The following is a 23689-nucleotide window of genomic DNA, read 5'->3' as shown; positions in this document are numbered from 1 at the left end:
CAGATCTAACAGGAGCGCAAGCGGTGGCTGATACGGGGCAGAGTCGGGAAACTAAACCCGACCCGAAAACCCAACATCAGGACACCTGAACAATGGCAAAGAAAGTTTCTAAATGGTTTCGCATCGGCGTCGAGGGTGATACCTGCGATGGCCGCGTCATCAGCGGCGATGATATCCAGGATATGGCCGACACGTTCGACCCGCGCGTCTACGGCTGCCGCATTAACCTCGAACATATCCGGGGGCTGATGCCTGACAGTCCGTTTAAACGTTATGGCGATGTAACCGAGCTTAAGGCGGAGATTATCAGCGATGGCTCTGCGCTCGATGGCAAAACAGCGCTGTACGGCAAAATCCAGCCGCTCGACGAGCTGGTCAGCATGGTTAAGGCCGGGCAGAAGGTTTACACCTCCATGGAGATCCGCCCGAACTTTGCCAACAGCGGCAAGTGTTACCTCGTTGGCCTGGCCGTCACCGATGACCCGGCAAGTCTCGGCACGGAATACCTCGAATTCTGCAGCCGCGCCGCGCAGAACCCGCTCGCCGGTAAAAAAGACAAGCCGGGCGATCTCTTCTCTGTTGCGTCACTCGCTGAGCTGGAGTTTGAGGACGTCCCCGACACCATGCTCAACAGCCTGACCGATAAGGTTAAAGCCATTTTTGGCCGTAAGCAGGCCAGCGATGACGCCCGTTTCGCTGATGTGCATGAGGCGGTGACCACCGTCACCGAGCAGGTGCAAACCAATCTCAACGCTACCGACCAGCGCGTCACCGAGCTGGAGACCGCTTTTGCACAGCTTAAGCAGGACGTGAACAGCAAAGTCGATGAAAACGCGCAGGCGTTTACCTCCCTGAAAAGCTCCCTCGACAGCACCGAAAGCCAGCGCCAGCCGCGCCGCGAGCTTTCAAAAGGCGGTACGGGCGACGAGCTGCTGACCAACTGCTGATAACACGCCGGGCGTGTTGCCCGGTCCCAACCTTTTTACCCGAACAGGAAAAACCATGCGTAAAGATACCCGCTTTAAATTTAATGCCTACCTGTCCCGCGTTGCGGAGCTGAACGGCGTTTCCACCGATGACGTGGCGAAGAAATTCACCGTCGAGCCGTCGGTCACGCAAACCCTGATGACCACCCTGCAGATGTCATCCGCGTTTCTGACCAAAATCAACATCGTCCCGGTCGACGAGCTGAAAGGCGAAAAAGTCGGGGTGGGCGTTAACGGTACGATTGCGAGCACCGCCGACACCACCGGTGATGATGAGCGTAAGACCGCTGACTTTACCGCGCTGGAGTCCAATAAATACGAGTGCGCGCAGATTAACTTTGACTTCCATATCCGCTACAAACAGCTCGACCTGTGGGCGCGATTCCAGGACTTCCAGACCCGTATCCGTGACGCCATTATCAAGCGCCAGTCCCTCGATTTCATCATGGCCGGTTTCAACGGCATTGAGCGCGCGGCGACGTCCGACCGCAAAAAGAATCCGATGCTGCAGGATGTGGCGACCGGCTGGCTGCAGAAGTACCGCAATGAAGCGCCAGCGCGCGTGATGTCCAAAATCACCGACGAGGACGGCGCGGTTATTTCAGAAGTGATCCGCGTGGGTAAAAACGGCGACTATGCGAACCTCGACGCGCTGGTCATGGATGCCACCGGCAACCTGATTGACGAGATTTATCAGGATGACCCGGAGCTGGTTGTCATCACCGGGCGTAAGCTGATGGCGGATAAATATTTTCCGATCGTCAACAAAGAGCAGGCAAACACCGAGTCGCTGGCCGCTGACATCATCATCAGCCAGAAGCGAATCGGCAACCTGCCTGCCGTGCGCGTGCCTTACTTCCCGGCAGATGCGCTGATGGTGACGCGTCTCGACAACCTGTCTATCTACTTCATGGATGACGCGCACCGTCGCGCCATCATTGAAGAACCGAAAAAAGACCGCGTAGAAAACTACGAGTCTATGAATATCGACTACGTGGTTGAGGCTTACGCCGCCGGTTGCCTAATTGAAAACATCAAGCTCGGTGACTTTACCCCACCGGCAGCGCCGGAAAGCGCTTCCGCGCCTGCAGCACCGGAAAGCGGAGAGTAAGCCATGACGAGTCCCGCAGCGCGTCACATGATGCGGGTCTCGGCCTCTGAAACAGCGCAGCGGGCTGCCGTCCCGTTGCGCAATGCAACTGCCTATGAGCAGATGCTCGTTAAGCTGGCCGCAGACAACCGCACGTTAAAACAAATCAGCTCCAAAGAGCGCAAAGCCGCGAAAAAGCGCGAGCTGCTGCCGTTCTACCTGCCGTGGGTCGCTGGCGTCCTCGCAAACGGCAAAGGCACACAGGATGACATCATCATGACGGTGATGCTCTGGCGTCTCGATGCTGACGATATCGCCGGGGCGCTGGAAATCGCCCGTTACGCCATGACCTACGGCCTGACCATGCCGGTCGGTCGCCGTCCGACGCCGTGCCTGCTGGCCGAAGAAGTGGCACTGGCCGCGCAGCGCCTGCTCACGGCAAAACAGCCGGTCAGTCTGGCGAACCTGCTCGACACTATCGCGCTGACTGAACGCTCGGATATGCCCGATATCGTGCGTGCGAAGCTGCACAAAATCACCGGCTACGTGCTGCGTGATGCGGAGCAACTACCGGAGGCGCTGGCGCACCTGCAGCGTGCGATCCAGTTAGAGAGCACCATTGGTGTTCGAAAAGACATTGAGCAGCTAGAGCGCCAGCTCAGGCCAAAACCCGAACCGGCACCGAAAACGACTAAACCGCGCACGCGCAAGCCTGCCGCCAAACCAGCGGCACGGCGCGGGCGTCCACCAAAGGCGGCAAAAGCCGCAGGTTAAACGAGCGCTCCCCGAGCCGGGCGGCACGCCGGTCAATGCGGGCATTTATTGCCCTGACTGCGACCGGCGTCCACCGCCCACCCATTACCCGAGGTTGTCATGACGACGCTGATTATTGAGCCAAAAAAAGAGCCGCAGGATGTGCCGGGCGTGGTGATACCGCCGCCGGGCGTGAGCGAGCCGGTAATCAAAAACACCCCGTTTTTTCCTGACGTTGATCCGAAGCGCGTGCGGGAAGAAATGCGACTGGAGCAGACCGTTTCCCCCGTGCGCCTGCGCCGGGCGATTAAGACCGCGATCGCAGAGACAAACGCGGAGCTGAGCGACTGGCGCGAAAGTCAGCGCGATGCCGGTTACGCCACGCTGGCGGATGTCCCGACCGACAAGCTCGACGGCGAGAGCGTGCGCGTTTTCCACTACTTCAACGCCGTGTGCTCGATGACGACGGCCACGCTGTATGAGCGTTTTCGCGGCGTGGATGCGACCGCCAAAGGCGACAAAAAAGCCGACAGCATCGACAGCACTATCGATGAAATGTGGCGGGATATGCGCTGGTCTGTGGCGCGCATCCAGGACAAAGCGCGCTGCATTGTGGGGCAAATCTGATGAAAGCGTATGCGCTGCAGGGTGACACCCTCGACGCGATTTGCGCCCGGTACTACGGGCGCACTGAGGGCGTGGTCGAAACCGTCTTAGAGGCTAATCCCGGCCTGTCTGAGCTCGGTGTGATCCTGCCGCACGGCACGGCAATAGAGCTGCCCGAGACCGAGAGCGCGGCCAGAACCGAAACGGTGAATCTATGGGACTGAGTATGGAAAAAATCACCACGTTTATTGCCTACTGGCTGGCCGTGGGGCTGGCGTATGTCGGGGCAATGTCCCCCGAAAAGATGGCGCTTTACGTAGGCGGCGGATGCGCCATTTTTACCGCGCTGACGAACTACTGGTTTAAGCGCAAGACGTACCTCTACCTGACATCGCTCGGACTCGATAAAGGGGCTATTCGTGAAATCAATCGTTAAAAAGTGCAGTGTGGCCGCCGTGCTGGCGCTGGCAGTACTGATGCCTGACTTTCGTCTGCTTAACACCTCGCCCGGGGGGCTGGCGCTCATTGCCGACCTCGAAGGCTGTCGCCTGACGCCTTACCAGTGCAGCGCGGGAGTGTGGACGTCAGGCATCGGCCACACTGCAGGCGTCGTGCCGAAAGGGGAAATCACCGAGCGACAGGCGGCGGCGAACCTCGTCGCGGATGTGCTGAACGTCGAGAAGCGTCTCGCAGTCTGCGTGCCGGTGGAAATGCCGCAGCACATTTACGACGCGCTGGTCAGCTTCTCATTCAACGTGGGAACCGGTGCGGCCTGCCGGTCGACGATGGTCGCCTATATCAAGCGTCATCAATGGTGGCAGGTGTGCGACCAGCTCCCCCGCTGGGTTTACGTGAATGGCGAAATTAACAAAGGGCTGGAGAACCGCCGCGCGCGCGAGCGTGCTTACTGCCTCAGGGGGATTCAATGAAAGTGATGTTGTTTTTACTGGCTGCGCTGATGGCGGTTGTGCTCTGGCAGCGTCATGAAAACGGCAACCTGACGCGCTCGTTTGAACGGGCAAACAGGGTCGCCACGGAACAAAAAACCGCGATCGGAATGCTCAAAAATCAGCTTTCCGTTTCGCAGGGAATTGCCAGGCGAAATGAAACCGCGCAGGTCAGTCTACGCGGCGAACTGCTGGCCGCCGGTGCAATGGCCGTGCGGCGTGAAGAAACCATTACGAGGCTGATAAATGAGAATGAAACCTTACGCCGCTGGTATAGCGCTGAACTGCCTGATGTTGTGCGTCGGCTGCACACCCGCGCCGCCTGCGCCTCCGCCGGTCATTGTTTACAGCGCCTGCCCGAAGGTGAGCTATTGCCCGATGCCGGGAAGCGAACCGGCCACTAATGGCGACCTGAGCGCCGATATTCGCAGGCTTGAGCACGCGCTCGCCGCCTGCGCGCTGCAGGTTGAAACCGTCAAAGACTGTCAGGATAAACTTGATGAAGAAAGCACGCAGCCTGCGCGAAGCGCTGATTAAAGCCGTTCCGCAGCTTGAAACAAACCCCGAAATGATGCGCATCTTTGCCGATGAGGGGAATATCGATGCGCGTCTCGCGGCCTCGCTGTCGCATGAGAAAATTTATACCCTGAATGTGATCGTGTGTGACTTCGTGGGCGACCCTGACCTGATTTTCGTGCCGGTGGCCGCATGGCTCAGGGAAAACCAGCCGGATATCTGCACGCTCGATGACGGGCGCAAAAAGGGCTACCGTTTCCAGATGGATTTGAACGACGGGGACAGCGTCGATATCAGCATCAGCCTGCAGCTCACCGAGCGCACCATCATCAGGGAGGAAAACGGCGCGCTGCACGTGAGCTATGCCCCTGAGCCGCCGCTGCCGGAGCCCGTAATCCCACCAAAAGAGCTCTATCTTGACGGAGAGCTGGCGAGTAAATGGGATGAGTGAATTTAAGCCCTTTGACGACCGGCTCAACGGTCTGATTGCTGCTCTGTCACCGGCATCGCGCCGGAAGCTGGCCGGGGAGATAGCAAAGGAGCTGCGCAAGTCGCAACAGCAACGTATCAAACAGCAAAAAGCCCCGGACGGCTCACCGTATCAGGCACGAAAGCGTCAGCCGCTCAGAGCTAAGACCGGGCGGATTAAGCGGGCGATGTTCCAGAAGCTCCGCACAAGCCGGTACATGAAAGCCACTGGCCGCGAAAACAGTGCAGTAGTGGAATTTACTGGCAAAGTACAGCGCATTGCGCGCGTCCATCAGTACGGTCTCAAAGACCGGCCAAACGCGCATGCTCAGCACGTGCAATACGCAGAGCGTCAGCTGCTCGGGTATAATGGAGAAGACAAGGCACTCGTGCTTAAATTTCTTATAAGGCATATTAGTTAATCCTTACAATGATTAACTTAACTGATCAAATGTTTGTTTTGAACTGTAATTATTTAAATGGTTAGCAAAGCTGAAATGCGGGAAACTTTTTCTAAAAAACTGGTGGGTAGGCTTGACATGTGCAAAGCTAGTAAGTATATCTGAATAACAACATACCCTAACCATAATTGTTGCGTCGCGCTTCAATTGTAATGATTGATGGTTTGGTTTCTATAGGGATAGAAAATCAATTAATAGGAGTTGGCATGGCCGAGTTAACAAATTCGCAAACAATTATGGAGAAAATAATTCGTGAGGAGGCTGCGGAGCAAAATATAAGTTATCCAGATTATTTTGAGATGTATACTGCCGCTCAAATCCTTAAGGATTATGATGTTACCTATTCTGATATAGAATATAGCGTGGTTGGGGATGGGGGGGATGGGGGCATTGATTCTATTTATACCTTCCTTAATGGCGAGTTAATAAAGGAAGATACGGATTATTCAAAAGGCGGAAAACATAACAATATTGAGTTGGTTGTCATACAATCAAAAACCTCTAAAGGTTTCAATGAGGATGCGGTTGTTAAATTTAATGAGGTGGCAAGGGATTTATTTAACATCTCCACGGACATAACAACGGAAGAAATAACTCGGAGATATAATAAAGATCTTCGTGATAAAGTGTCAATATTTCGAGACGTTTATAGTTCTTTAATGAAGGGATTTCCAGATCTAACCTTTTCTTACTATTATTCTACACTTGGTGAAGAGGTGCATATCAATGTTCTTAATAAAGGGATTCCTTTAAAAGAAACCATTTCAAAAATGTTTACGGGATCGAAATTTTCTCTTGATTTCGTTGGGGCAAGTAAACTTGTTGAATTAAATCGTAAGGTTAAAAGTACGTCAAGGATGATGGAGTTAGCCGAATCACCTATCGCTACTGTTAATGGCAGTTATCTTTGCTTAGTAAATCTAAAAAAATACCATGAGTTCATTTCCGATAATGATTCTATTTCGAGAAGTATCTTTGAATCCAACGTAAGAGATCACAATGGCGATGTTGTAGTGAATGTTGCAATTCAAGATACATTAAATAATGGGAAAGAGGATTTCTGGTTTTTAAATAATGGTGTTACCGTTATTACATCTAAGGCGGTTTTATCTGGAAAAACACTTACTATCGAAAACCCACAGGTAGTTAATGGTCTGCAAACTTCACATGAAATATATAACCATTTTGCTAACTTGGTCGAGGATGTTGCTGAAAACAGAAATGTTCTGGTCAGAGTGATTTGTGAAAGTAATCCAGAATCTAGAGATAAAATAATTAGGGCGACAAATAGCCAGACTAGTATCCCTCCGGCTTCACTTCGAAGTGCTGATGAAATCCATCGCGATATTGAGGATTTTTTCAAAGCGAGTGGCTTTTTTTATGACAGGCGCAAGAATTTTTATAAAAATGAAGGAAAGCCTGCGTCTCGAATTGTTTCTATTTCATATTTATCTCAATGTGTCATGACGGTTGTGTTATTAGAACCAAATAACGCTCGCGCTCGACCTTCTACACTTATCAATGATAATGCTCGGTATGAGCAGATTTTTAATAAAAAATATCAGTTGTCGCTATATTTAAACTCTTATTTAATTCTAAAGAGGTGCTCTGAACTATTGAAAGAGTATCAATTTGAGAGTAAGCGTGACTTTAATAATGTTATATATCATATCTCCATGGCTGTTGTTTTAAAAATCGCAGGTTCTGGAGTGTCTAAAAAGAATATGCCTGGGTTTGTAAGTGATTTTGAATTGAGGGATATTACGGTACCTTTGTTTGATGAAGTGTTTCATATCGTATGGGATGAGTATTCCCGGCTCGGTGGGGATGATAATGTGGCAAAAGGTACTGTTTTTGTTGAAAATATTATCAACTTAATTCAGTAAGTTAGTATTAATTCTCTATGCTGCAATCAAATACCCATTTTTGGGTTTTGGTTCGAATAGAGTTTCTGTTGTTGTGCCTGCTCCTACAAAACCCCCCTTGGTTGCCGCTGACCATCCCCGGCGGCATCCTTTCCCCATGAATAATCTAAATTCTCTGCAGGAAATCGCACGCGCGATCCGCAACCTTATCCGCACCGGCATCGTCACCGACGTCGACCACGACGAGGGGCTTTGTCGTGTCCAGACCGGCGGCATGGAAACCACCTGGCTGAACTGGCTAACCTGCCGCGCCGGTCGCTCGCGCGTATGGTGGGCTCCATCCGTTGGCGAGCAGGTGCTTTTGCTTGCTGTCGGCGGCGAGCTCGATACGGCCTTTGTGCTGCCCGGCATTTTTTCTGATGACAATCCCGCGCCGTCTGCCTCCCCTGATGCGCTTCACGTGTCCTTTCCTGACGGGGCGGTTATCGAGTACGAGCCCGAAAGCGGTGCGCTCACCGTGTCAGGTATCAAAACCGCAGACGTCACCGCGTCGGACGCCATTACGGCCACAGTGCCGGTGGTGCTGGTGAAAGCGTCGAGCCGCATCACGCTCGATACGCCGGAGGTGGTGTGCACCAACAAGCTGACGACCGGCACGCTCGAAGTGAAGAGCGGCGGGAAGATGAGCGGGAACATCGAGCACACCGGCGGGACACTGAAATCAAACGGCGTGCAGGTGGATAACCACGACCACGGCGGCGTCGAACGGGGCGGAAGCTGGACGGAGGGCATCAAATGACGGTGCGTTATCTGGGAATGAACAGCCAGACCGGCCTCAGTATCTCTGAGGTTGAGCATATCCGGCAAAGCGTGCGCGACATTCTGGTCACGCCGGTAGGCTCGCGAGTCATGCGTCGTGAATACGGCTCGCTCCTGTCGCAGATGATTGACCAGCCGCAGACTCCGGCGCTGCGCCTGCAGATTATGGCCGCGTGTTATTCCGCGATCCAGAAGTGGGAGCCACGCGTAGACCTCTCGACCATTACCTTTGAACGGTCTGAGACCGACGGCGGGCTGTATGTCGACATCACCGGCACCCGCTCGACCGGCGGCCAGCCATTTTCCATCACCATTCCACTGAGCTAAATCACTATGGCAACCGTTGACCTGAATCAGTTACCCGTTCCCGATGTGGTGGAAGAACTGGACTTTGAAACCATTCTTGCCGAACGCATTGCGACGCTAATTTCACTCTATCCAGAAGACCAGCAGGAGGCCATTGCCCGGACGCTGGCACTTGAATCAGAGCCGATTGTTAAGCTGCTGCAGGAAAACGCCTATCGTGAAGTTATCTGGCGTCAGCGTGTGAACGAAGCCGCGCAGGCGGTAACGCTGGCCTATTCAAGCGGTCGAGACCTTGACGTTGTGGCCGGGAACAATAATACCGGACGCCTGACCATTACCCCTGCTGATGACACCACCATACCGCCAACGCCTGCCGTTATGGAATCAGATGCTGACCTGCGACTGCGCACACAACAAGCTTTTGAAGGATTAAGCGTGGCGGGTCCGGTTGGCGCCTATGAGTATCACGGTAGAAGCGCTGACGGACGGGTCGCCGACGTGTCGGTCGAAAGCCCGTCGCCCGCCTGCGTGACGATTACCGTGTTATCGCGTGAGGGTGACGGCACAGCGAGCCCTGAGTTACTGGCAATCGTTGAAAAAGCACTGAACGCCGAAGATGTGCGACCGGTGGCTGACCGTGTGACCGTCCAGTCAGCCGAGATTGTGCCGTACCAGATTGACGCGACGATCTACGTTTACCCCGGCCCCGAGTCTGAGCCCATCAGGCAAGCATCAGAGCAGAGGCTTCAGAGCTATATCAGCGCGCAGCACCGCCTCGGGCGTGATATCCGCCTGTCAGCCATTTATGCGGCGCTGCATGTTGAGGGGGTGCAGCGTGTCGAGCTGGCATCACCGCAGGCCGACATTGTGCTGAGTAAGTCGCAGGCGTCGAACTGTACCGAGTACCAGATAACTATCGGGGGCTCGGATGAGTGACCGGCTGTTACCCGTTGGCTCGTCGCCGCTGGAGGTCGCCGCCGCTACCGCGCTCTCTGAGATTCAGCGCGTGCCGGTATCGCTGCGCACCCTGTGGAACTGGCGCACCTGCCCGGTAAACCTGCTGCCGTATCTGGCGTGGGCGCTGTCGGTCGACCGGTGGGATGAGAAGTGGCCGGAGGCAACAAAGCGAAGCGTCATTATGTCCTCGTTTTTCGTCCATCAGCACAAAGGCACCATCAGCGCATTGCGTCGGGTGGTTGAGCCGCTCGGCTTTCTGATTGAGGTGCGCGAGTGGTGGCAGCTCGACGAGGCGCCAGGCACTTTCCGTCTCGTTGTTGGTGTGCTCGACAGCGGCATCACTGACGAAATGTATCAGGAGCTCGAGCGCCTGATTGAAGACGCCAAACCGGCAAGCCGCCACCTGACGGGGCTTGCTATCAGCCTGAGTGCGACCGATGAGCTGCATGTCGGCGCGGGATGCTACGACGGCGACGCGCTCACCGTTTACCCCTACACCCCCGAGGAAATTGTCGTCGGCGGTGAATATTACCCGGCCTCGGCCATCCATTTGATTGATAACCTGAGAGTGAACGCATGACCGCAAAATATCTTGCCATTCTGACCAATCAGGGCGCGGCGCGGCTGGCGAACGCGGCGGCACTCGGTACCAGACTAAACCTGACGCAGATGGCCGTCGGCGATGCGAATGGTACTTTGCCGACCCCTGACCCGGCGCAGACGAAGCTCATAAATCAGAAGCGCATCGCGCCGCTGAACCTGCTGACCGTTGACCCGGCCAATACCAGCCAGATTATCGCGGAACAGATTATTCCCGAGAATGAGGGCGGTTTCTGGATACGCGAGATTGGTCTCTACGACGATGAGGGGATTCTGATTGCCGTGGCAAACTGCCCGGAGACCTACAAACCGCAGCTGCAGGAGGGGAGCGGCCGCACGCAGACCATTCGCATGATTCTGATTGTGTCGAGCACGTCGGCGATTACACTGAAAATCGACCCGTCGGTGGTGCTGGCAACGCGCCAGTATGTCGAGGATAAGGCTATCGAGGTGAAAGCCTATGCCGATAATCTGCTGGCCGCACACCTCGCCGCTGCAGACCCGCACACGCAATACCTCAAAACGGCGGATATTGATAAATACATTCCGGTCGGTTTTCCGCTGCCGTGGCCGCAGGCAACACCGCCGGAGGGATGGTTAAAATGCAACGGCGCGGTTTTTGACAAGGTGAAGTATCCAAAGCTGGCTGTTGCTTATCCATCCGGTAAATTGCCTGACTTGCGCAGTGAGTTTTTGCGAGGGTGGGATGACGGGCGCGGGATAGATAATGGACGAGCGCTATTATCCGCTCAGGTCGGCTCTGGAGTTGGGATGTTCCTCGGGGGGCATTCAGATGGGACCGCATATATCCCATTGAGTGATTTCGACAGCGTTGTCGACAACAGCCCGTCATGGTCACACATAAATACCGCAGGGCTGATTTCTTCAATTGGTGGTCAACGGTCATCATTCGGCGCTCGCCCACGCAACATTGCATTTAACTACATCGTGAGGGCGGCATAATGGCAAAAGCGACGCTGAATAAACAGGGCATTACCACAAAAGCCGGTGATATGACGGTTTATAACTATGACGGTGAAACCCGCGAATATCTGACGTCCTCTGTCGAGTTTCTGGCGCTGGGCGTGGGGATTCCTGCTAATTCCTGCACCGATGCACCGGTCGAAGAAAAAGAAGGTTTCGCGGTGTGTCGCGCGGCCAGTCTTGACGGGTGGGAGTATGTCGCAGACCATCGCGGTGAGACGGTTTATGACACGGAAACCGGTCAGCCGGTCAACATTACCGCGCCCGGTGACTATGCCGTCGGCATAACTACGATTGCACCGTCGACCCCCTATGACCGCTGGAACGGTGGCGAATGGGTCACGGATAAGGACGCGCAGAAAAACGGTCAGGTTAAGGAGGCTGAACAGAAAAAATCCGCGCTGCTGTCAGAGGCGCAAAGCGCTATCAGCCTTTGGCAGACTGAGCTGCAGCTCGGCATCATCAGCGACGATGACAAGGCCAGCCTGATTGCGTGGATGAAATACATTCAGTCGCTGAACGCGATCGACACCTCTGCTGTGCCGGATATTGAGTGGCCGGAAAGACCAGAATAAACGACGCCCTCCACCCGGAGGGCTTTTTTGTATGTTGTGTTATCCCTCCACCAACGGCATTGCATCGCGCCTGCGCGACACACAACAGAAAATAGTCGCACCCCTTAACCACGGAGTTAAACAGATGGGCGACTATCATCACGGCGTCGAGGTCATCGAGATTAATGATGGCACGCGCACCATTTCCACCGTCTCGACGGCCATCATCGGCATGGTCTGCACGGCCAGCGATGCTGACGACAAGACGTTTCCCCTTAATGAGCCGGTGCTGATTACCAGTGTGCAAACGGCTATCGGTAAAGCCGGTAAAAAAGGCACGCTGTCAAAATCCCTGCAGGCCATCGCCGACCAGTGCAAGCCGGTCATTGTGGTGGTGCGCGTTCCTGAAGGTACCGACGACCCGTCAGACCCGGAAGCGGCGCAGAAAGAAACCATTTCCAACATCATCGGCACGACCGACGAAAACGGCAAATATACCGGGCTGAAAGCGCTGTTAACGGCGAAAACCGTCACCGGCGTTAAGCCGCGCATTCTCGGCGTGCCGGGGCTGGACACGCAGGAAGTGGCGACCGCGCTCGCGTCGACCTGCCAGAGCCTGCGCGCGTTCGGCTATGTGAGCGCGTGGGGCTGCAAGACCATTTCCGACGCCATCAAATACCGCGAGAACTTCAGCCAGCGTGAGCTCATGGTGATTCACCCGGACTTTCTGGCATGGGACACCACGGCGAACGAAACCGATATTGCATGGGCGACCGCCCGCGCGCTCGGTCTGCGCGCCAAAATTGACCAGGAGACCGGCTGGCACAAAACGCTGTCCAACGTCGGCGTAAATGGCGTCACCGGCGTCAGTGCCTCGGTCTCATGGGATTTGCAGGAGCAGGCCACGGACGCCAACCTGCTGAATCAGGCCGGGGTGACAACGCTCATCCGCAACGACGGCTTTAAGTTTTGGGGTAACCGCACCTGCTCGGACGATCCGTTATTCGTGTTTGAAAACTACACCCGCACGGCGCAGGTGCTGGCCGACACGATGGCAGAGGCGCACGCTTGGGCGATGGATAAGCCCGTTTCCGCAACGCTCATCCGCGACATCGTCGCCGGTATCAATGCCAAATTCCGCGAGCTGAAAAACAACGGCTATATCGTTGACGGCTCCTGCTGGTATGACCCGGAGTCAAACAGCGTGGAAACCCTGAAAGCCGGGAAGCTGTATATCGATTACGACTACACCCCCGTCCCGCCGCTGGAAAACCTGACCCTGCGCCAGCGCATCACCGATACCTATCTGGCAGACCTGTCAGACTCGGTCAACAGCTAAGGAGCTCAGAGCATGGCGTTACCACGCAAACTGAAATACCTGAACATGTTTAACGACGGTCTCAGCTACATGGGCGTCGTTGAATCCGTCACCCTGCCAAAGCTGACCCGCAAGCTTGAGAAGTATCGCGGCGGCGGGATGCCGGGCTCGGTGTCTATTGACCTCGGCCTCGACGACGACGCGCTGTCGCTTGAGTGGACGCTGGGCGGCCTGCCTGACGTCGCGCTGTGGGCGCAGTATGCGTCACCGGGTGCCGACAGCGTGCCGCTGCGCTTCACCGGCTCATTCCAGCGCGATGATACCGGCGCAATTTCCGCCGTTGAGGTGGTCATGCGTGGCCGTCACAAGGAGTACGACGGCGGCGAGAACAAACAGGGCGAAAGCGGCACGACCAAAATCGCGACCGAGTGCTCGTATTACCAGCTCACGATTGACGGCAAAGAGGTCATCGAGATTGACGTCGTCAACATGGTGATGAAAGTCGACGGCGTTGACCGTCTCGCTGAGCACCGCCGGGCGATTGGCCTGTAACCCGTTAACCGGTCAGCCAGGCTGGCCGGTCACTTACTCACATTCAAAGAGAGCAACATCATGGAAAACATCAACGAAACCGCCACCATCGAAACCGAAAACCCAAACATTGTGATCCTCGATAATCCAATCATGCGCGGTGAGCAAAAAATCGAACAGGTGACGCTGACCAAACCCAATGCCGGAACCCTGCGCGGTGTCAGTCTGGCCGCGCTGGCAAACTCTGACGTCGATGCGCTGATTAAGGTGCTGCCGCGCATGACATACCCGGCGCTGACCGAGCCCGAGGTCATGCGTCTGGAAGCATCAGACCTGATTTTGTTCGCCGGTAAGGTGGTCGGTTTTTTGTCACCATCTTCGGCTCGCTGACCTTCCCGGATAACTTTTCGGTCGATGACCTGATGGCGGATATCGCGGTGATATTTCACTGGCCGCCATCAGAGCTGAATTCCCTGAGCGTGACCGGGCTCATCACATGGCGCGAAAAGGCGCTGCAGCGAAGCGGACACCACCATGAGCAATAACGTCAGGATTGAGGTACTGCTGAACGCAGTAGACCGGGCAAGCCGACCGCTCAAAGCTATCCAGACTGCCAGCAAGACCCTTGCTGGCGATATCCGCACTTCTCAGAACAGCCTGCGCGATCTGAATGCGCAGGCTGGCCGAATTGACGGATTCAGGAAAGCGAGCGCGCAGCTTGCCGTGACAGGCCAGTCGCTTAACAAGGCGAAACAGGAAGCCGCCGCGCTGGCCGTCCAGTTTAAAAACACGCAGAACCCCACAACCGCGCAGGCGCGCGCGATGGAGGCGGCAAAGAAATCCGCCGCTGACCTGCAGCTCAAATACAACAGCCTCAGGCAGTCGGTACAGCGCCAGCGCACCGAGCTCGCGCAGACCGGGATTAACACCCGTACTCTCTCGGCGGATGAGCGCCGCCTGAAAACCAGCATCAGTGAGACGACCGCGCAACTTAACCGGCAGCGCGAGGCACTGGCGCGGGTCAGTCAACAGCAGGCGCGACTCAGTCGCGTTAAAGAGCGTTATCAGGCCGGTAAATCCCTTGCCGGAGGCGCTGCAGCGGCAGGCGCGGCGGGCGTCGGTATCGCCACGGCGGGAACAATGGCCGGAGTGAAATTACTCACGCCCGGTTATGAGTTTGCACAGAAAAACTCTGAGCTGCAGGCCGTGCTCGGGGTCGATAAACAGTCACCCGAAATGGAGGCGCTGCGCAAACAGGCGCGCCAGCTCGGGGATAATACCGCTGCGTCTGCAGATGATGCGGCCAGCGCGCAGATTATCATTGCGAAAAGCGGCGGGGATGCCGCAGCGATTCAGGCGGCGACGCCGGTCACGCTGAATATGGCGCTGTCTAACCGTCGCTCGATGGAAGAAAACGCCGCGCTGCTGACGGGGATGAAATCCGCGTTTCAGATGTCAAACGACCAGATCGCACACATCGGCGACGTGTTGTCGATGACCATGAACAAAACGGCCGCTGACTTTGACGGGCTGAGCGACGCGCTGACCTATGCTGCGCCGGTGGCAAAAAATGCCGGGGTCAGTATCGAGCAGACCGCCGCAATGGTCGGCGCGCTCCATGACGCCAAAATCACCGGCTCGATGGCGGGGACGGGCAGCCGTGCCGTCCTGAGTCGCCTGCAGGCTCCGACCGGTAAGGCATACGAGGCCATTAAAGAGCTCGGCGTTAAAACGTCTGACAGCAAGGGCAACACGCGCCCGATATTCGCCATTCTGAAAGAAATGCAGCGCAGTTTTGAGAAAAATAATCTCGGAACAAGCCAGAAAGGCGAGTACATGAAAACCATCTTTGGTGAGGAAGCCAGCTCGGCGGCGGCGGTACTGATGACCGCGGCCTCAAGCGGCAAACTCGACCAGCTCACGGCGGCGTTTAAAGCCTCGGACGGGAAAACCGCTGAGCTCGTTAAAATCATGCAGGACAACCTCGGCGGCGACTTCAAAGAATTTCAGTCAGCCTATGAGGCCGTCGGTACTGACCTGTTTGACCAGCAGGAGGGGTCACTGCGTAAGCTCACCCAGACTGCCACGAAATATGTTTTAAAGCTCGACGGCTGGATCCAGAAAAATCAGGGGCTGGCGCAGACCATCGGCATCATAGCAGGCGGCGCACTGGCAATTATTGGCATCCTCGGGGCAATTGGTCTGGTCGCCTGGCCGGTCATTACCGGCATTAATATTTTGATTGCCGGTGCATCACTGCTCGGGACGGTTTTCTCTGTGGTGGGCGGCGCCATCATGACCGTGCTCGGAGCGCTTACGTGGCCGATAGTGGCTATTGGCGTTGCCATCGTCGCCGGTGCGCTGCTTATTCGCAAATACTGGGAGCCCATAAGCGCGTTTTTCTCAGGCGTAATGGAGGGGTTAAAGCAGGCTTTTGCCCCTGTAGTGGAATTATTCGAACCGTTAAAGCCGGTTTTTGACTGGCTGGGTGACAAACTTAAAGTGGCGTGGCAGTGGTTTAAAGACCTGATCGCACCGGTTAAGTCGACGCAGGAGACGCTCGACAGCTGCAAAAATGCGGGTGTGATGTTCGGTAAGATGCTGGCCGAAGCGCTGATGTTACCGCTCAAAAGCTTTAATACATTGCGTACCGGCGTTAACTGGTTACTGGAAAAGCTCGGGGTTATCAATAAAGAATCAAGCGACCTTGACCAGAAGGCCGCAAAAGCCAGTGCCGCCACCGGCTCGCAAAACGGGTCTTATATTCCGGCAACCTCATCATATGGCGGCTATCAGGCATATCAGCCGGTAACGGCGCCGACTGGTAAGACTTACGTCGACCAGAGCAAGCCAGAATATAACATCAACCTGAATGGTGGCATCGCGCCGGGCAGCGACCTTGACCGGCAGCTCCGCGAGGCCGTCGATAAACTCGACCGTGAAAACCGTGCGCGTCAGCGCTCAAGTATGCGCCATGACTGAGGGGGATAAAGCATGTTAATGGTTTTGGGTTTGTTTGTGTTTGAGCGCCGCACGCTGCCCTATCAGTCCATGCAGTATTCGAAGGATTACCGCTGGGCGTCAAACGACCGTATCGGCAAGCCACCGGCTTACCAGTATCTCGGGGAAGGTGAAACCACGCGCACGCTGTCGGGCGTGCTCTATCCCGAAATTACCGGCGGACGCCTGTCACTGACCGCCATCGAGCTGATGGCAGACGAGGGGCGCGCGTGGCCGCTGATTGACGGAACGGGCATGATCCACGGCATGTATGTCATCGACAAAGTGACTCATACGCACACCGAGCTATTCAGCGACGGAGCGGCGAGAAAAATCGAGTTTAGCCTGTCCCTTAAGCGGGTAGATAAATCGCTGGCGGCCATTTATGGCGATCTGAAAACGCAGGCCGACAATCTGGTCACGTCTGCCGGTGACTGGCTGGGAGGGCTGGCGGGATGATTACGGGTATGAATATTCAGGCCGGGGCGAAGATTGCCCCGGCGTTTATGCTCAAGCTGGATAATGAGGATATCACGCAGGATTTTAGCGACCGCCTTATCAGCCTGACAATGACCGATAATCGCGGATTCGAGGCCGACCAGCTCGATATCGAGCTCGATGACACAGACGGCCAGATAGCTTTGCCACCGCGCGGCGCAACGTTGACGCTGTGGTTAGGCTGGCAGGGATCCGCGCTGATAAAAAAAGGGACGTTCACGGTCGACGAAATCGAGCACCGTGGTGCGCCAGATACGCTGACCATCCGGGGGCGCAGCGCCGATTTTCGCGGGTCGCTGAACTCGCGCCGGGAACAGTCATGGCATGACACCACGCTCGGGCAAATTGTCGAGACGATTGCGGCACGCAATAAACTGACGGCCAGCGTGGCCGACACGCTGAAAGCCGTCGCCGTGCCTCACATTGACCAGTCGCAGGAATCCGACGCGGTGTTTCTGTCCCGCCTGGCTGACCGGAACGGGGCGTCGGTTTCGGTAAAAGCAGGGAAACTGTTATTCCTGAAAGCGGGGAGCGGTAAGACTGCCAGCGGGAAGCCCATTCCGCAGATGACGCTTGAGCGCGGCGACGGCGATCGTCATCAGTTTGCTATTGCTGACCGGGAAGCCTACACCGGCGTGACGGCGAAATGGCTGCACACCAAGGACCCGAAGCCGCAAAAGCAAAAGGTGAAGCTCAAGAGAAAGCCCAAAGAGAAGCACCTCCGCGCGCTGCAGCACCCGAAAGCGACAAAAGCCACGGCAAAGACTAAAGCCAAAAAAGAGCAGGAAGCGCGCGAGGGTGAGTACATGGCCGGTGAGGCTGACAACGTGCTGGAGCTGACGACCATCTACGCGACTAAGGCGCAGGCCATGCGCGCCGCTCAGGCGAAGTGGGACAAACTGCAGCGCGGCGTTGCGGAGTTTTCAATCTCGCTGGCGATTGGCCGGGCAGATTTATTTCCTGAAACGCCAATCGCGGTGAAAGGGTTTAAGCGCGTCATAGACGAGCAGGCGTGGATAATCAGCCGGGTGGTGCATAACCTCAACGGGAACGGCTACACAACGGGCTTAGAGCTTGAGGTTAAGGTTTCGGATGTGGAGTACGAAAGCGAAGAGTTAACGCAGTGATTTTATTTTAAGTATTTGTTATATAATAGAAAAGTGAGTAAAATTACCGCATCGGAAACTTAATGAGGTGCTCGCCATGTTTCACTGTCCAAAATGCCATTTCGCCGCTCACGCCCGCACAAGTCGCTATTTTACTGACACGACAAAGGAGCGGTATCACCAGTGCACTAATATCAACTGCAGCGCGACGTTTGTGACCACTGAGACGGTAGAGCGTTTCATCGTATCGCCGGGCGTTGTAGTACCAGCGGCACCGCACCCGACATCATCCGGCCAGCAACAAATCCATTGGCAGTGATTAAATTAAGCCCTTAAATGGGGCTTAATTTTTTTGTAATGTCATTTTCTAGGACTAGCAAAATTCCAAACATTTCTATTATTAACTTTCCTGATTAGGTAATGTATATTTGTGTGTTGTATTAAAAAACACTAATTTTTTCTAGTGGATCGCCGATAACTACTAAGTTGATATTAGGAAAGTTGTTTATAACATTGATTTGAAATTTCTAAGGATGTTTGCGTGAAAGAGAGAATACAAGTAACAAGGCGTCAGCATTATGTATTCAGGAAATATTTAAAAGCTTGGGCTGACACTAAGAAACGTGACCCGCAACTATGTGCAATGAATAAAAATTCAAAAGGAATTTTTCGGTCTGGGCTTATGGGGGTTGCACAGCAAAATTATTTCTATGAATTTAAGGTGTTGACTGAAGTTGAGAAAATGATGGTTGTAATTCTCTCAACTTCACGATATGAAACTTTAAATAACTTCGACCCATACTTTACACTTCGTGAAGTGGAAATTATCAACTTAAAAGAGAGAGTTGAAACCGCTAAATCTACAAGTCAGTATACCCCTGAGCATTTTATTGACGAACGTCGACAGTTAGGTGAGACAAAGCAATCACGATATGAAAATGTTGGGCAAAGGTTCATTGAACTTCTGTTAAACGAAAATGTAAATTTTTATAGCATTGATAAAGAAAGAATCGATTTTATATTTTTCTTAATGATGCAATACGTTCGAACAAAGGCGATTAGAGAAAGTCTTAACAGCGCTTTTTCAAACGTACATGAGGATTTGGAAAGACTAAAACGTTCGGTTGATTTAGTCAGTGCTTTAGCAATAAAAAATGATATACCTTTCGATAAGGAAAAAGCGGAGGAGGAGTTAGACGATTTAAACGCTAACTTAAATTTTGATAAAGTCACTCCTTTCATAACATACAGTACGGTTGATGAGCTCACTTACGCATTCGCTTATATGCAAAAAATGAATTTAAATATTATAAAAGCACATCCAGACATAAAATTTATAACAGGAGATCAGCCAGTAATAAACATTCACGCACCATCGCGAAATTCTCATGAAGAAATAGATAACCTTGAGTTTTATTATCCACTGTCACCAATGATTGCCATTGTTTTAAACTTCAAAGACCATGATCCATGGCCGGAAAAAATAAGCAAGGAGCAAACATTGGAGTTAAATAATAAAATCTTTGAAGCTGCTCATCTTCAAGTTTATGCAGGTGATGAAAGTGACTTCCGTTCTGGAGGGATAATATAATGATGATTATTCATCAATAACCACTACTTTTTTCTTAAGACTAATATTGAAAGGCATACATATTGGTTATGCCTTGTTCAACTTAAAGAATATAAATTTCTGTAAAGTAAGTTATCACAGCTAATTTATTTGACGGAAGGCGTGTAAGTTCATTGCGTTGAGAAAATTTCAAAAGCGTATGCATTACTTGCTAAATGTGTCAATCCACCTTTCCTAAGTCAAACTACAAGCCCCGCTTGAGCGGGGCTATAGATATCGATGTGGTCAATGTGTGGACACGGCCTAAAATAAATCCTTTTATTTCATTGTGTTGAAGCGTTTAAAATGGCTCCTGAGGGAGCCTTTTTATTATGTTTGACAACCCCTCACCATTTGGTTGTATAGTGCAACCAAATGGTGAGGACTGAACATGCACAGCGAAACCCCGGTAGTCAGTGTTATTCGACGTTCCTCGCGCCTCATGGTGCGAGAGTTAGGTTTTATGGCCTCGACTCTGGCCTCAACAAATTACTCCCCTTCGGCCGTCCATACCCTGGTCGAAATCGCCTTGCGCAAAGAGATGACGGCGAGTCAGCTGGTGCAGCTGCTGGGCCTTGAAAAGTCCAGCGTCAGCCGGATGCTGGCTCGTCTGATTGCCGCGGGCGAACTCGAGGAGGTGACTTCACCTGAAGATGCGAGAGCGAAGAGCCTCAGGCTGACCGCGAAAGGTCATGAGACGGTCAGTAAAATTAATACCTTTAGCAATGAGCGCGTGCTCTCAGCAATAAAGCGTCTTGCTCCTGTCCAGCAGCAGACCATTTCTGAGGGACTCTCCCTTTATGCCAACGCGCTGCTGGCGTGCCGTGAAAAGGGCAACGACACGCGCCCTGACGAACTCACGATAGTTAAGGGGTATATTCCCGGCATGATTGGCCGTATCGCGGAGATGCACGGGGTTTATTACGCGCGCGAACACCATTTTGGCCGCTTTTTTGAGGCCAAAGTGGCTACAGGGGTTGCAGAGTTTAGTGACCGCCTGGATAAGCCATGCAACCAGATCTGGCTGGCGGTGATGAACGGCAGGATAGTGGGGTCAGTGGCGATAGACGGCGAGGATTTAGCGCCGGGTGAAGCCCATCTTCGCTGGTTTATTCTTGACGATGGCTGCCGGGGACACGGGGTGGGGAAAAAACTGTTGACCGAAGCGATGCGCTTTTGCGACAGCCTTGGTTTCTCTGCCGTGCATCTCTGGACATTCAATAAGCTCACCGCCGCACGACGTTTATACGAATCGTTTGGTTTTACGCTCGTCAAGGAGTGGGAAGGCGACCAGTGGGGAAGCCTGATTACAGAGCAGCAGTTTACATGGTATAAAGACGCATAACCGCCGCGATAAAAAAGGCTCCTTTCGGAGCCGCTTTGGTATCAGAACACTTTCTTATACGGTCGAACCGTCACTTTCGCATACACACCTGCTGCAACATACGGATCTGCGTCAGCCCATGCCTGAGCGGTTTCCTGAGATTCAAACTCAGCAATCACGGTGGAACCGGCAAAACCGGCGGCGCCCGGATCGTTGCTGTCTACTGCAGGCATTGGGCCGGCGGTCAGTAAACGGCCTTCATCCTGGAGCAGCTGCAAACGTGCCAGATGCGCAGGGCGCACGGCCTGGCGTTTTTCGAGCGAATCAGCAACATCTTCAGAGTAAATCACGTAAAACACGGCGAAGCTCCTTAACCGGTAAAAGTGTCAGTTACGTTATGTGAAAGGGCAAACGACTGCAATGTAAAATAAAAACAATGTTAATATCCTGACCTGAATGCGCCTTTTTTGGCCTCTCATGCGCTAAAGTTGCGTCAGAACAAAGTGTCTTATTGAATATGATTGCTATTTGCATTTAAAATCAGTGTTCGGTTTTTTAACGTTGATGATTATGACTTCGATGACCCTTGATTTACCTCGCCGCTTTCCCTGGCCGACGCTGCTTTCTGTCGTGATTCACGGTGCTGTTGTTGCGGGTTTGCTGTATACCTCGGTTCATCAGGTTATTGAAATGCCCGCGCCCGCGCAGCCGATTTCGGTGACGATGGTCTCGCCAGCGGATCTCGAACCGCCGCAGGTTGCCCCTCCGCCGCCACAGCCGGTGGCGGAACCAGAGCCAGAGCCCGAGCCTGTTCCGGCGCCACCGAAGGAAGCGCCGGTTGTGATCCATAAGCCTGAACCGAAGCCAAAACCTAAGCCGAAGCCAAAGCCGGTGAAGAAGGTCGAGGAGCGTCCAAAACGCGAAGAACGTCCGGTTGAACCGCGCGCGACCCAGACGGTCGAGAATGCGGCGCCTTCGCGTCCGGTGATGAATAACACCGCAACAGCGCCTAAGCCGACAGTCAGTGCCCCGGCGGGTCCGCGCGCGCTGAGTCGCAACCAGCCTCAGTATCCGGCGCGAGCGCAGGCCTTACGTATTGAAGGCCGCGTACGGGTAAAATTTGACGTCACTGCGGATGGCCGCGTGGATAACGTGGAAATCTTGTCCGCTCAGCCTTCTAATATGTTTGAGCGCGAAGTGAAATCGGCGATGCGCAGATGGCGCTATGAAGCCGGAAAACCGGGCAGCGGACTGATTGTGAACATTGTTTTCCGCCTGAACGGCGGGGCGCAGATGGAATAAAAAAAGCCTCCTGATGGAGGCTTTTTTTTGCCTGTCGATCAGGCCTGCGGAAGTTGGCGAGGTTTACCCTCGCTATCTACGGCGACATAAATAAACAGCGCTTCGGTGGCCTTATAACGCTGCCCAATAGGTTCAGAAGAGACTTTCTTAACCCATACTTCGATGTTGATTGAAATAGAGGTGTTGCCGCGTTTGACGCAGCGCGCGTAGCAGCAAACTACATCTCCCACCGCAACCGGGCGAAGGAAGGTCATGCCGTCCACTCGCACAGTCACCACGCGCCCGTGGGCAATCTCTTTTGCCAGAATTGCGCCGCCCATATCCATCTGCGACATCAGCCAGCCGCCAAAAATATCGCCATTGGCATTGGTGTCAGCGGGCATTGCCAGTGTGCGTAAAACCAGTTCGCCCTGCGGGGCGTTATTTGTTGTCATTGTTTTAACTCGTAACGGAAGACTTCAGGCGGGATGCTACTATGATTTCACAGCGGAGAGAATAGACCAGAACGCCTGTCGTTGACGTTCTGGTCAGTCATTAATCAGTGCTTGTCGTCCTGCGGCATGTGGCGATAGATGTATACGCCGCTTAACAGCGTGAAGATAAGCGTCAGCGCGGTCAGGCCAAAGACCTTAAAGTTGACCCAGATATTCTGCGGCAGCCAGAAGGCGATATAGATATTGGCAAGACCACAGAGAATAAAGAAGACCGCCCAGGCGATATTCAGACGGGACCAGACTTCCTGAGGCAGCGTCAGCTCTTTGCCCAGCATGCGCTGGATCAGCGGCTTTTTCATGACCCACTGGCTGATTAACAATGCGCCCGCAAACAACGCGTAAATAACGGTCACTTTCCACTTAATAAATTCATCGTTGTGGAAGAACAGCGTAAGCCCGCCGAACACGGCGACCAGGACGAACGTTATCAGCGCCATCTTTTCGACTTTACGATAGCGAACCCAGCTGTAGATCAGTACAACAGCGGTCGCAACGATCAGCGCAGTGGTCGCGGCATAAATGTCATACAGCTTATAAAAAGCAAAAAAGACCACGAGCGGTAAAAAATCAAGAAACTGCTTCATTCTGTGATTCC

At 53.8% G+C, this 23689-nt stretch carries 32 protein-coding genes; 29 read left to right on the top strand and 3 right to left on the bottom strand.

Annotated elements, in window-relative coordinates; translation table 11 throughout:
* Window positions 1-92 precede the first annotated feature (92 nt).
* The 28 genes from KIF87_RS02230 (at window position 93) to KIF87_RS02100 (ending at window position 21319) form a co-directional block, all read left to right on the top strand.
* Complete coding sequence (locus KIF87_RS02230) at window positions 93-947, top strand: GPO family capsid scaffolding protein (protein WP_213327782.1); 855 nt, start codon at window positions 93-95, stop codon at window positions 945-947.
* A gap of 55 nt (window positions 948-1002) precedes the next feature.
* The gene (locus tag KIF87_RS02225) at window positions 1003-2097 is read left to right on the top strand and encodes a phage major capsid protein, P2 family (RefSeq protein ID WP_213327781.1); all 1095 of its coding nucleotides are present in this window, start codon (window positions 1003-1005) and stop codon (window positions 2095-2097) included.
* A gap of 3 nt (window positions 2098-2100) precedes the next feature.
* A complete protein-coding gene (locus tag KIF87_RS02220; RefSeq protein WP_213327780.1) occupies window positions 2101-2850 on the top strand; it encodes a phage terminase small subunit in 750 nt (249 codons plus the stop codon).
* 99 nt (window positions 2851-2949) lie between these two features.
* On the top strand, window positions 2950-3456 hold the full coding sequence (locus KIF87_RS02215) for a head completion/stabilization protein (protein ID WP_213327779.1): 507 nt from the start codon (window positions 2950-2952) through the stop codon (window positions 3454-3456).
* Window positions 3456-3659, top strand: coding sequence for a tail protein X (locus tag KIF87_RS02210; protein WP_023209074.1), 204 nt, complete (start codon window positions 3456-3458; stop codon window positions 3657-3659). The genes KIF87_RS02215 and KIF87_RS02210 overlap by 1 nt, the downstream gene beginning before the upstream one ends.
* Entirely contained in the window at window positions 3650-3871 is a 222-nt protein-coding gene (locus KIF87_RS02205) for a hypothetical protein (RefSeq protein WP_001354073.1), read from the top strand. The genes KIF87_RS02210 and KIF87_RS02205 overlap by 10 nt, the downstream gene beginning before the upstream one ends.
* Entirely contained in the window at window positions 3855-4364 is a 510-nt protein-coding gene (locus KIF87_RS02200; RefSeq protein WP_213327778.1) for a lysozyme, read from the top strand. Before KIF87_RS02205 ends, KIF87_RS02200 begins: the two co-directional genes overlap by 17 nt.
* Complete coding sequence (lysB, locus tag KIF87_RS23225) at window positions 4361-4786, top strand: Rz-like lysis system protein LysB (protein ID WP_249665776.1); 426 nt, start codon at window positions 4361-4363, stop codon at window positions 4784-4786. The genes KIF87_RS02200 and lysB overlap by 4 nt, the downstream gene beginning before the upstream one ends.
* The gene (gene lysC / locus KIF87_RS02195) at window positions 4674-4919 is read left to right on the top strand and encodes an Rz1-like lysis system protein LysC (protein WP_249665775.1); all 246 of its coding nucleotides are present in this window, start codon (window positions 4674-4676) and stop codon (window positions 4917-4919) included. Before lysB ends, lysC begins: the two co-directional genes overlap by 113 nt.
* Window positions 4882-5349: a phage tail protein gene (locus KIF87_RS02190; protein ID WP_213327776.1), complete on the top strand. Its 468-nt coding sequence runs from the start codon at window positions 4882-4884 to the stop codon at window positions 5347-5349. Before lysC ends, KIF87_RS02190 begins: the two co-directional genes overlap by 38 nt.
* A complete protein-coding gene (locus KIF87_RS02185; RefSeq protein WP_213327775.1) occupies window positions 5342-5788 on the top strand; it encodes a phage virion morphogenesis protein in 447 nt (148 codons plus the stop codon). The genes KIF87_RS02190 and KIF87_RS02185 overlap by 8 nt, the downstream gene beginning before the upstream one ends.
* Window positions 5789-6033: 245 nt before the next feature.
* On the top strand, window positions 6034-7713 hold the full coding sequence (locus tag KIF87_RS02180) for an AIPR family protein (protein ID WP_213327774.1): 1680 nt from the start codon (window positions 6034-6036) through the stop codon (window positions 7711-7713).
* Between the two features lie 136 nt (window positions 7714-7849).
* On the top strand, window positions 7850-8491 hold the full coding sequence (locus tag KIF87_RS02175; protein ID WP_213327773.1) for a phage baseplate assembly protein V: 642 nt from the start codon (window positions 7850-7852) through the stop codon (window positions 8489-8491).
* On the top strand, window positions 8488-8838 hold the full coding sequence (locus KIF87_RS02170) for a GPW/gp25 family protein (RefSeq protein WP_213327772.1): 351 nt from the start codon (window positions 8488-8490) through the stop codon (window positions 8836-8838). The genes KIF87_RS02175 and KIF87_RS02170 overlap by 4 nt, the downstream gene beginning before the upstream one ends.
* A 6-nt stretch (window positions 8839-8844) precedes the next feature.
* Entirely contained in the window at window positions 8845-9753 is a 909-nt protein-coding gene (locus tag KIF87_RS02165; RefSeq protein ID WP_213327771.1) for a baseplate assembly protein, read from the top strand.
* Complete coding sequence (locus KIF87_RS02160; protein ID WP_213327770.1) at window positions 9746-10354, top strand: phage tail protein I; 609 nt, start codon at window positions 9746-9748, stop codon at window positions 10352-10354. Before KIF87_RS02165 ends, KIF87_RS02160 begins: the two co-directional genes overlap by 8 nt.
* Window positions 10351-11337: a phage tail-collar fiber domain-containing protein gene (locus tag KIF87_RS02155; RefSeq protein WP_213327769.1), complete on the top strand. Its 987-nt coding sequence runs from the start codon at window positions 10351-10353 to the stop codon at window positions 11335-11337. The genes KIF87_RS02160 and KIF87_RS02155 overlap by 4 nt, the downstream gene beginning before the upstream one ends.
* Window positions 11337-11933 (top strand): tail fiber assembly protein, encoded by a 597-nt coding sequence (locus KIF87_RS02150; RefSeq protein WP_213327768.1) that lies wholly within the window; start codon window positions 11337-11339, stop codon window positions 11931-11933. The genes KIF87_RS02155 and KIF87_RS02150 overlap by 1 nt, the downstream gene beginning before the upstream one ends.
* A gap of 124 nt (window positions 11934-12057) precedes the next feature.
* On the top strand, window positions 12058-13251 hold the full coding sequence (locus KIF87_RS02145; protein ID WP_213327767.1) for a phage tail sheath protein: 1194 nt from the start codon (window positions 12058-12060) through the stop codon (window positions 13249-13251).
* A gap of 12 nt (window positions 13252-13263) precedes the next feature.
* The gene (locus KIF87_RS02140; protein ID WP_001207673.1) at window positions 13264-13782 is read left to right on the top strand and encodes a phage major tail tube protein; all 519 of its coding nucleotides are present in this window, start codon (window positions 13264-13266) and stop codon (window positions 13780-13782) included.
* Between the two features lie 60 nt (window positions 13783-13842).
* Window positions 13843-14151, top strand: coding sequence for a phage tail assembly protein (locus tag KIF87_RS02135; RefSeq protein ID WP_213327766.1), 309 nt, complete (start codon window positions 13843-13845; stop codon window positions 14149-14151).
* Between the two features lie 32 nt (window positions 14152-14183).
* Window positions 14184-14306, top strand: a complete 123-nt coding sequence (locus KIF87_RS02130) for a GpE family phage tail protein (RefSeq protein ID WP_213327765.1) — start codon at window positions 14184-14186, stop codon at window positions 14304-14306.
* Window positions 14296-16743 (top strand): phage tail tape measure protein, encoded by a 2448-nt coding sequence (locus KIF87_RS02125; protein WP_213327764.1) that lies wholly within the window; start codon window positions 14296-14298, stop codon window positions 16741-16743. Before KIF87_RS02130 ends, KIF87_RS02125 begins: the two co-directional genes overlap by 11 nt.
* A gap of 12 nt (window positions 16744-16755) precedes the next feature.
* Entirely contained in the window at window positions 16756-17220 is a 465-nt protein-coding gene (locus KIF87_RS02120; protein WP_023333118.1) for a phage tail protein, read from the top strand.
* Window positions 17217-18386, top strand: coding sequence for a phage late control D family protein (locus KIF87_RS02115; RefSeq protein WP_213327763.1), 1170 nt, complete (start codon window positions 17217-17219; stop codon window positions 18384-18386). The genes KIF87_RS02120 and KIF87_RS02115 overlap by 4 nt, the downstream gene beginning before the upstream one ends.
* A 76-nt stretch (window positions 18387-18462) precedes the next feature.
* Entirely contained in the window at window positions 18463-18684 is a 222-nt protein-coding gene (locus KIF87_RS02110) for a DNA-binding transcriptional regulator (protein ID WP_014884122.1), read from the top strand.
* 222 nt (window positions 18685-18906) lie between these two features.
* A complete protein-coding gene (locus tag KIF87_RS02105; protein ID WP_213327762.1) occupies window positions 18907-19956 on the top strand; it encodes a DUF4238 domain-containing protein in 1050 nt (349 codons plus the stop codon).
* 409 nt (window positions 19957-20365) lie between these two features.
* Window positions 20366-21319 (top strand): bifunctional helix-turn-helix transcriptional regulator/GNAT family N-acetyltransferase, encoded by a 954-nt coding sequence (locus KIF87_RS02100; protein ID WP_213327761.1) that lies wholly within the window; start codon window positions 20366-20368, stop codon window positions 21317-21319.
* A gap of 41 nt (window positions 21320-21360) precedes the next feature.
* On the opposite strand, the gene KIF87_RS02095 is transcribed toward KIF87_RS02100, so the two are convergent.
* The gene (locus KIF87_RS02095) at window positions 21361-21657 is read right to left on the bottom strand and encodes a YciI family protein (RefSeq protein WP_032656697.1); all 297 of its coding nucleotides are present in this window, start codon (window positions 21655-21657) and stop codon (window positions 21361-21363) included.
* A 220-nt stretch (window positions 21658-21877) separates the two neighbouring features.
* Between KIF87_RS02095 and tonB the strand changes: the two genes are divergently transcribed.
* Window positions 21878-22600: a TonB system transport protein TonB gene (gene tonB / locus KIF87_RS02090; RefSeq protein WP_193940732.1), complete on the top strand. Its 723-nt coding sequence runs from the start codon at window positions 21878-21880 to the stop codon at window positions 22598-22600.
* A 38-nt stretch (window positions 22601-22638) separates the two neighbouring features.
* On the opposite strand, the gene yciA is transcribed toward tonB, so the two are convergent.
* A complete protein-coding gene (yciA, locus tag KIF87_RS02085) occupies window positions 22639-23034 on the bottom strand; it encodes an acyl-CoA thioester hydrolase YciA (protein ID WP_023335966.1) in 396 nt (131 codons plus the stop codon).
* A 104-nt stretch (window positions 23035-23138) separates the two neighbouring features.
* Window positions 23139-23678 (bottom strand): septation protein A, encoded by a 540-nt coding sequence (locus KIF87_RS02080; protein WP_023312088.1) that lies wholly within the window; start codon window positions 23676-23678, stop codon window positions 23139-23141.
* Window positions 23679-23689 lie beyond the last annotated feature (11 nt).

The sequence above is a fragment of the Enterobacter sp. 120016 genome, assembly GCF_018383635.1.
GTDB classification, from domain to species: domain Bacteria; phylum Pseudomonadota; class Gammaproteobacteria; order Enterobacterales; family Enterobacteriaceae; genus Enterobacter; species Enterobacter asburiae_D.
Note: the sequence above shows the minus strand (reverse complement) of the source record. Positions and strands in the feature narration are given on the sequence as shown.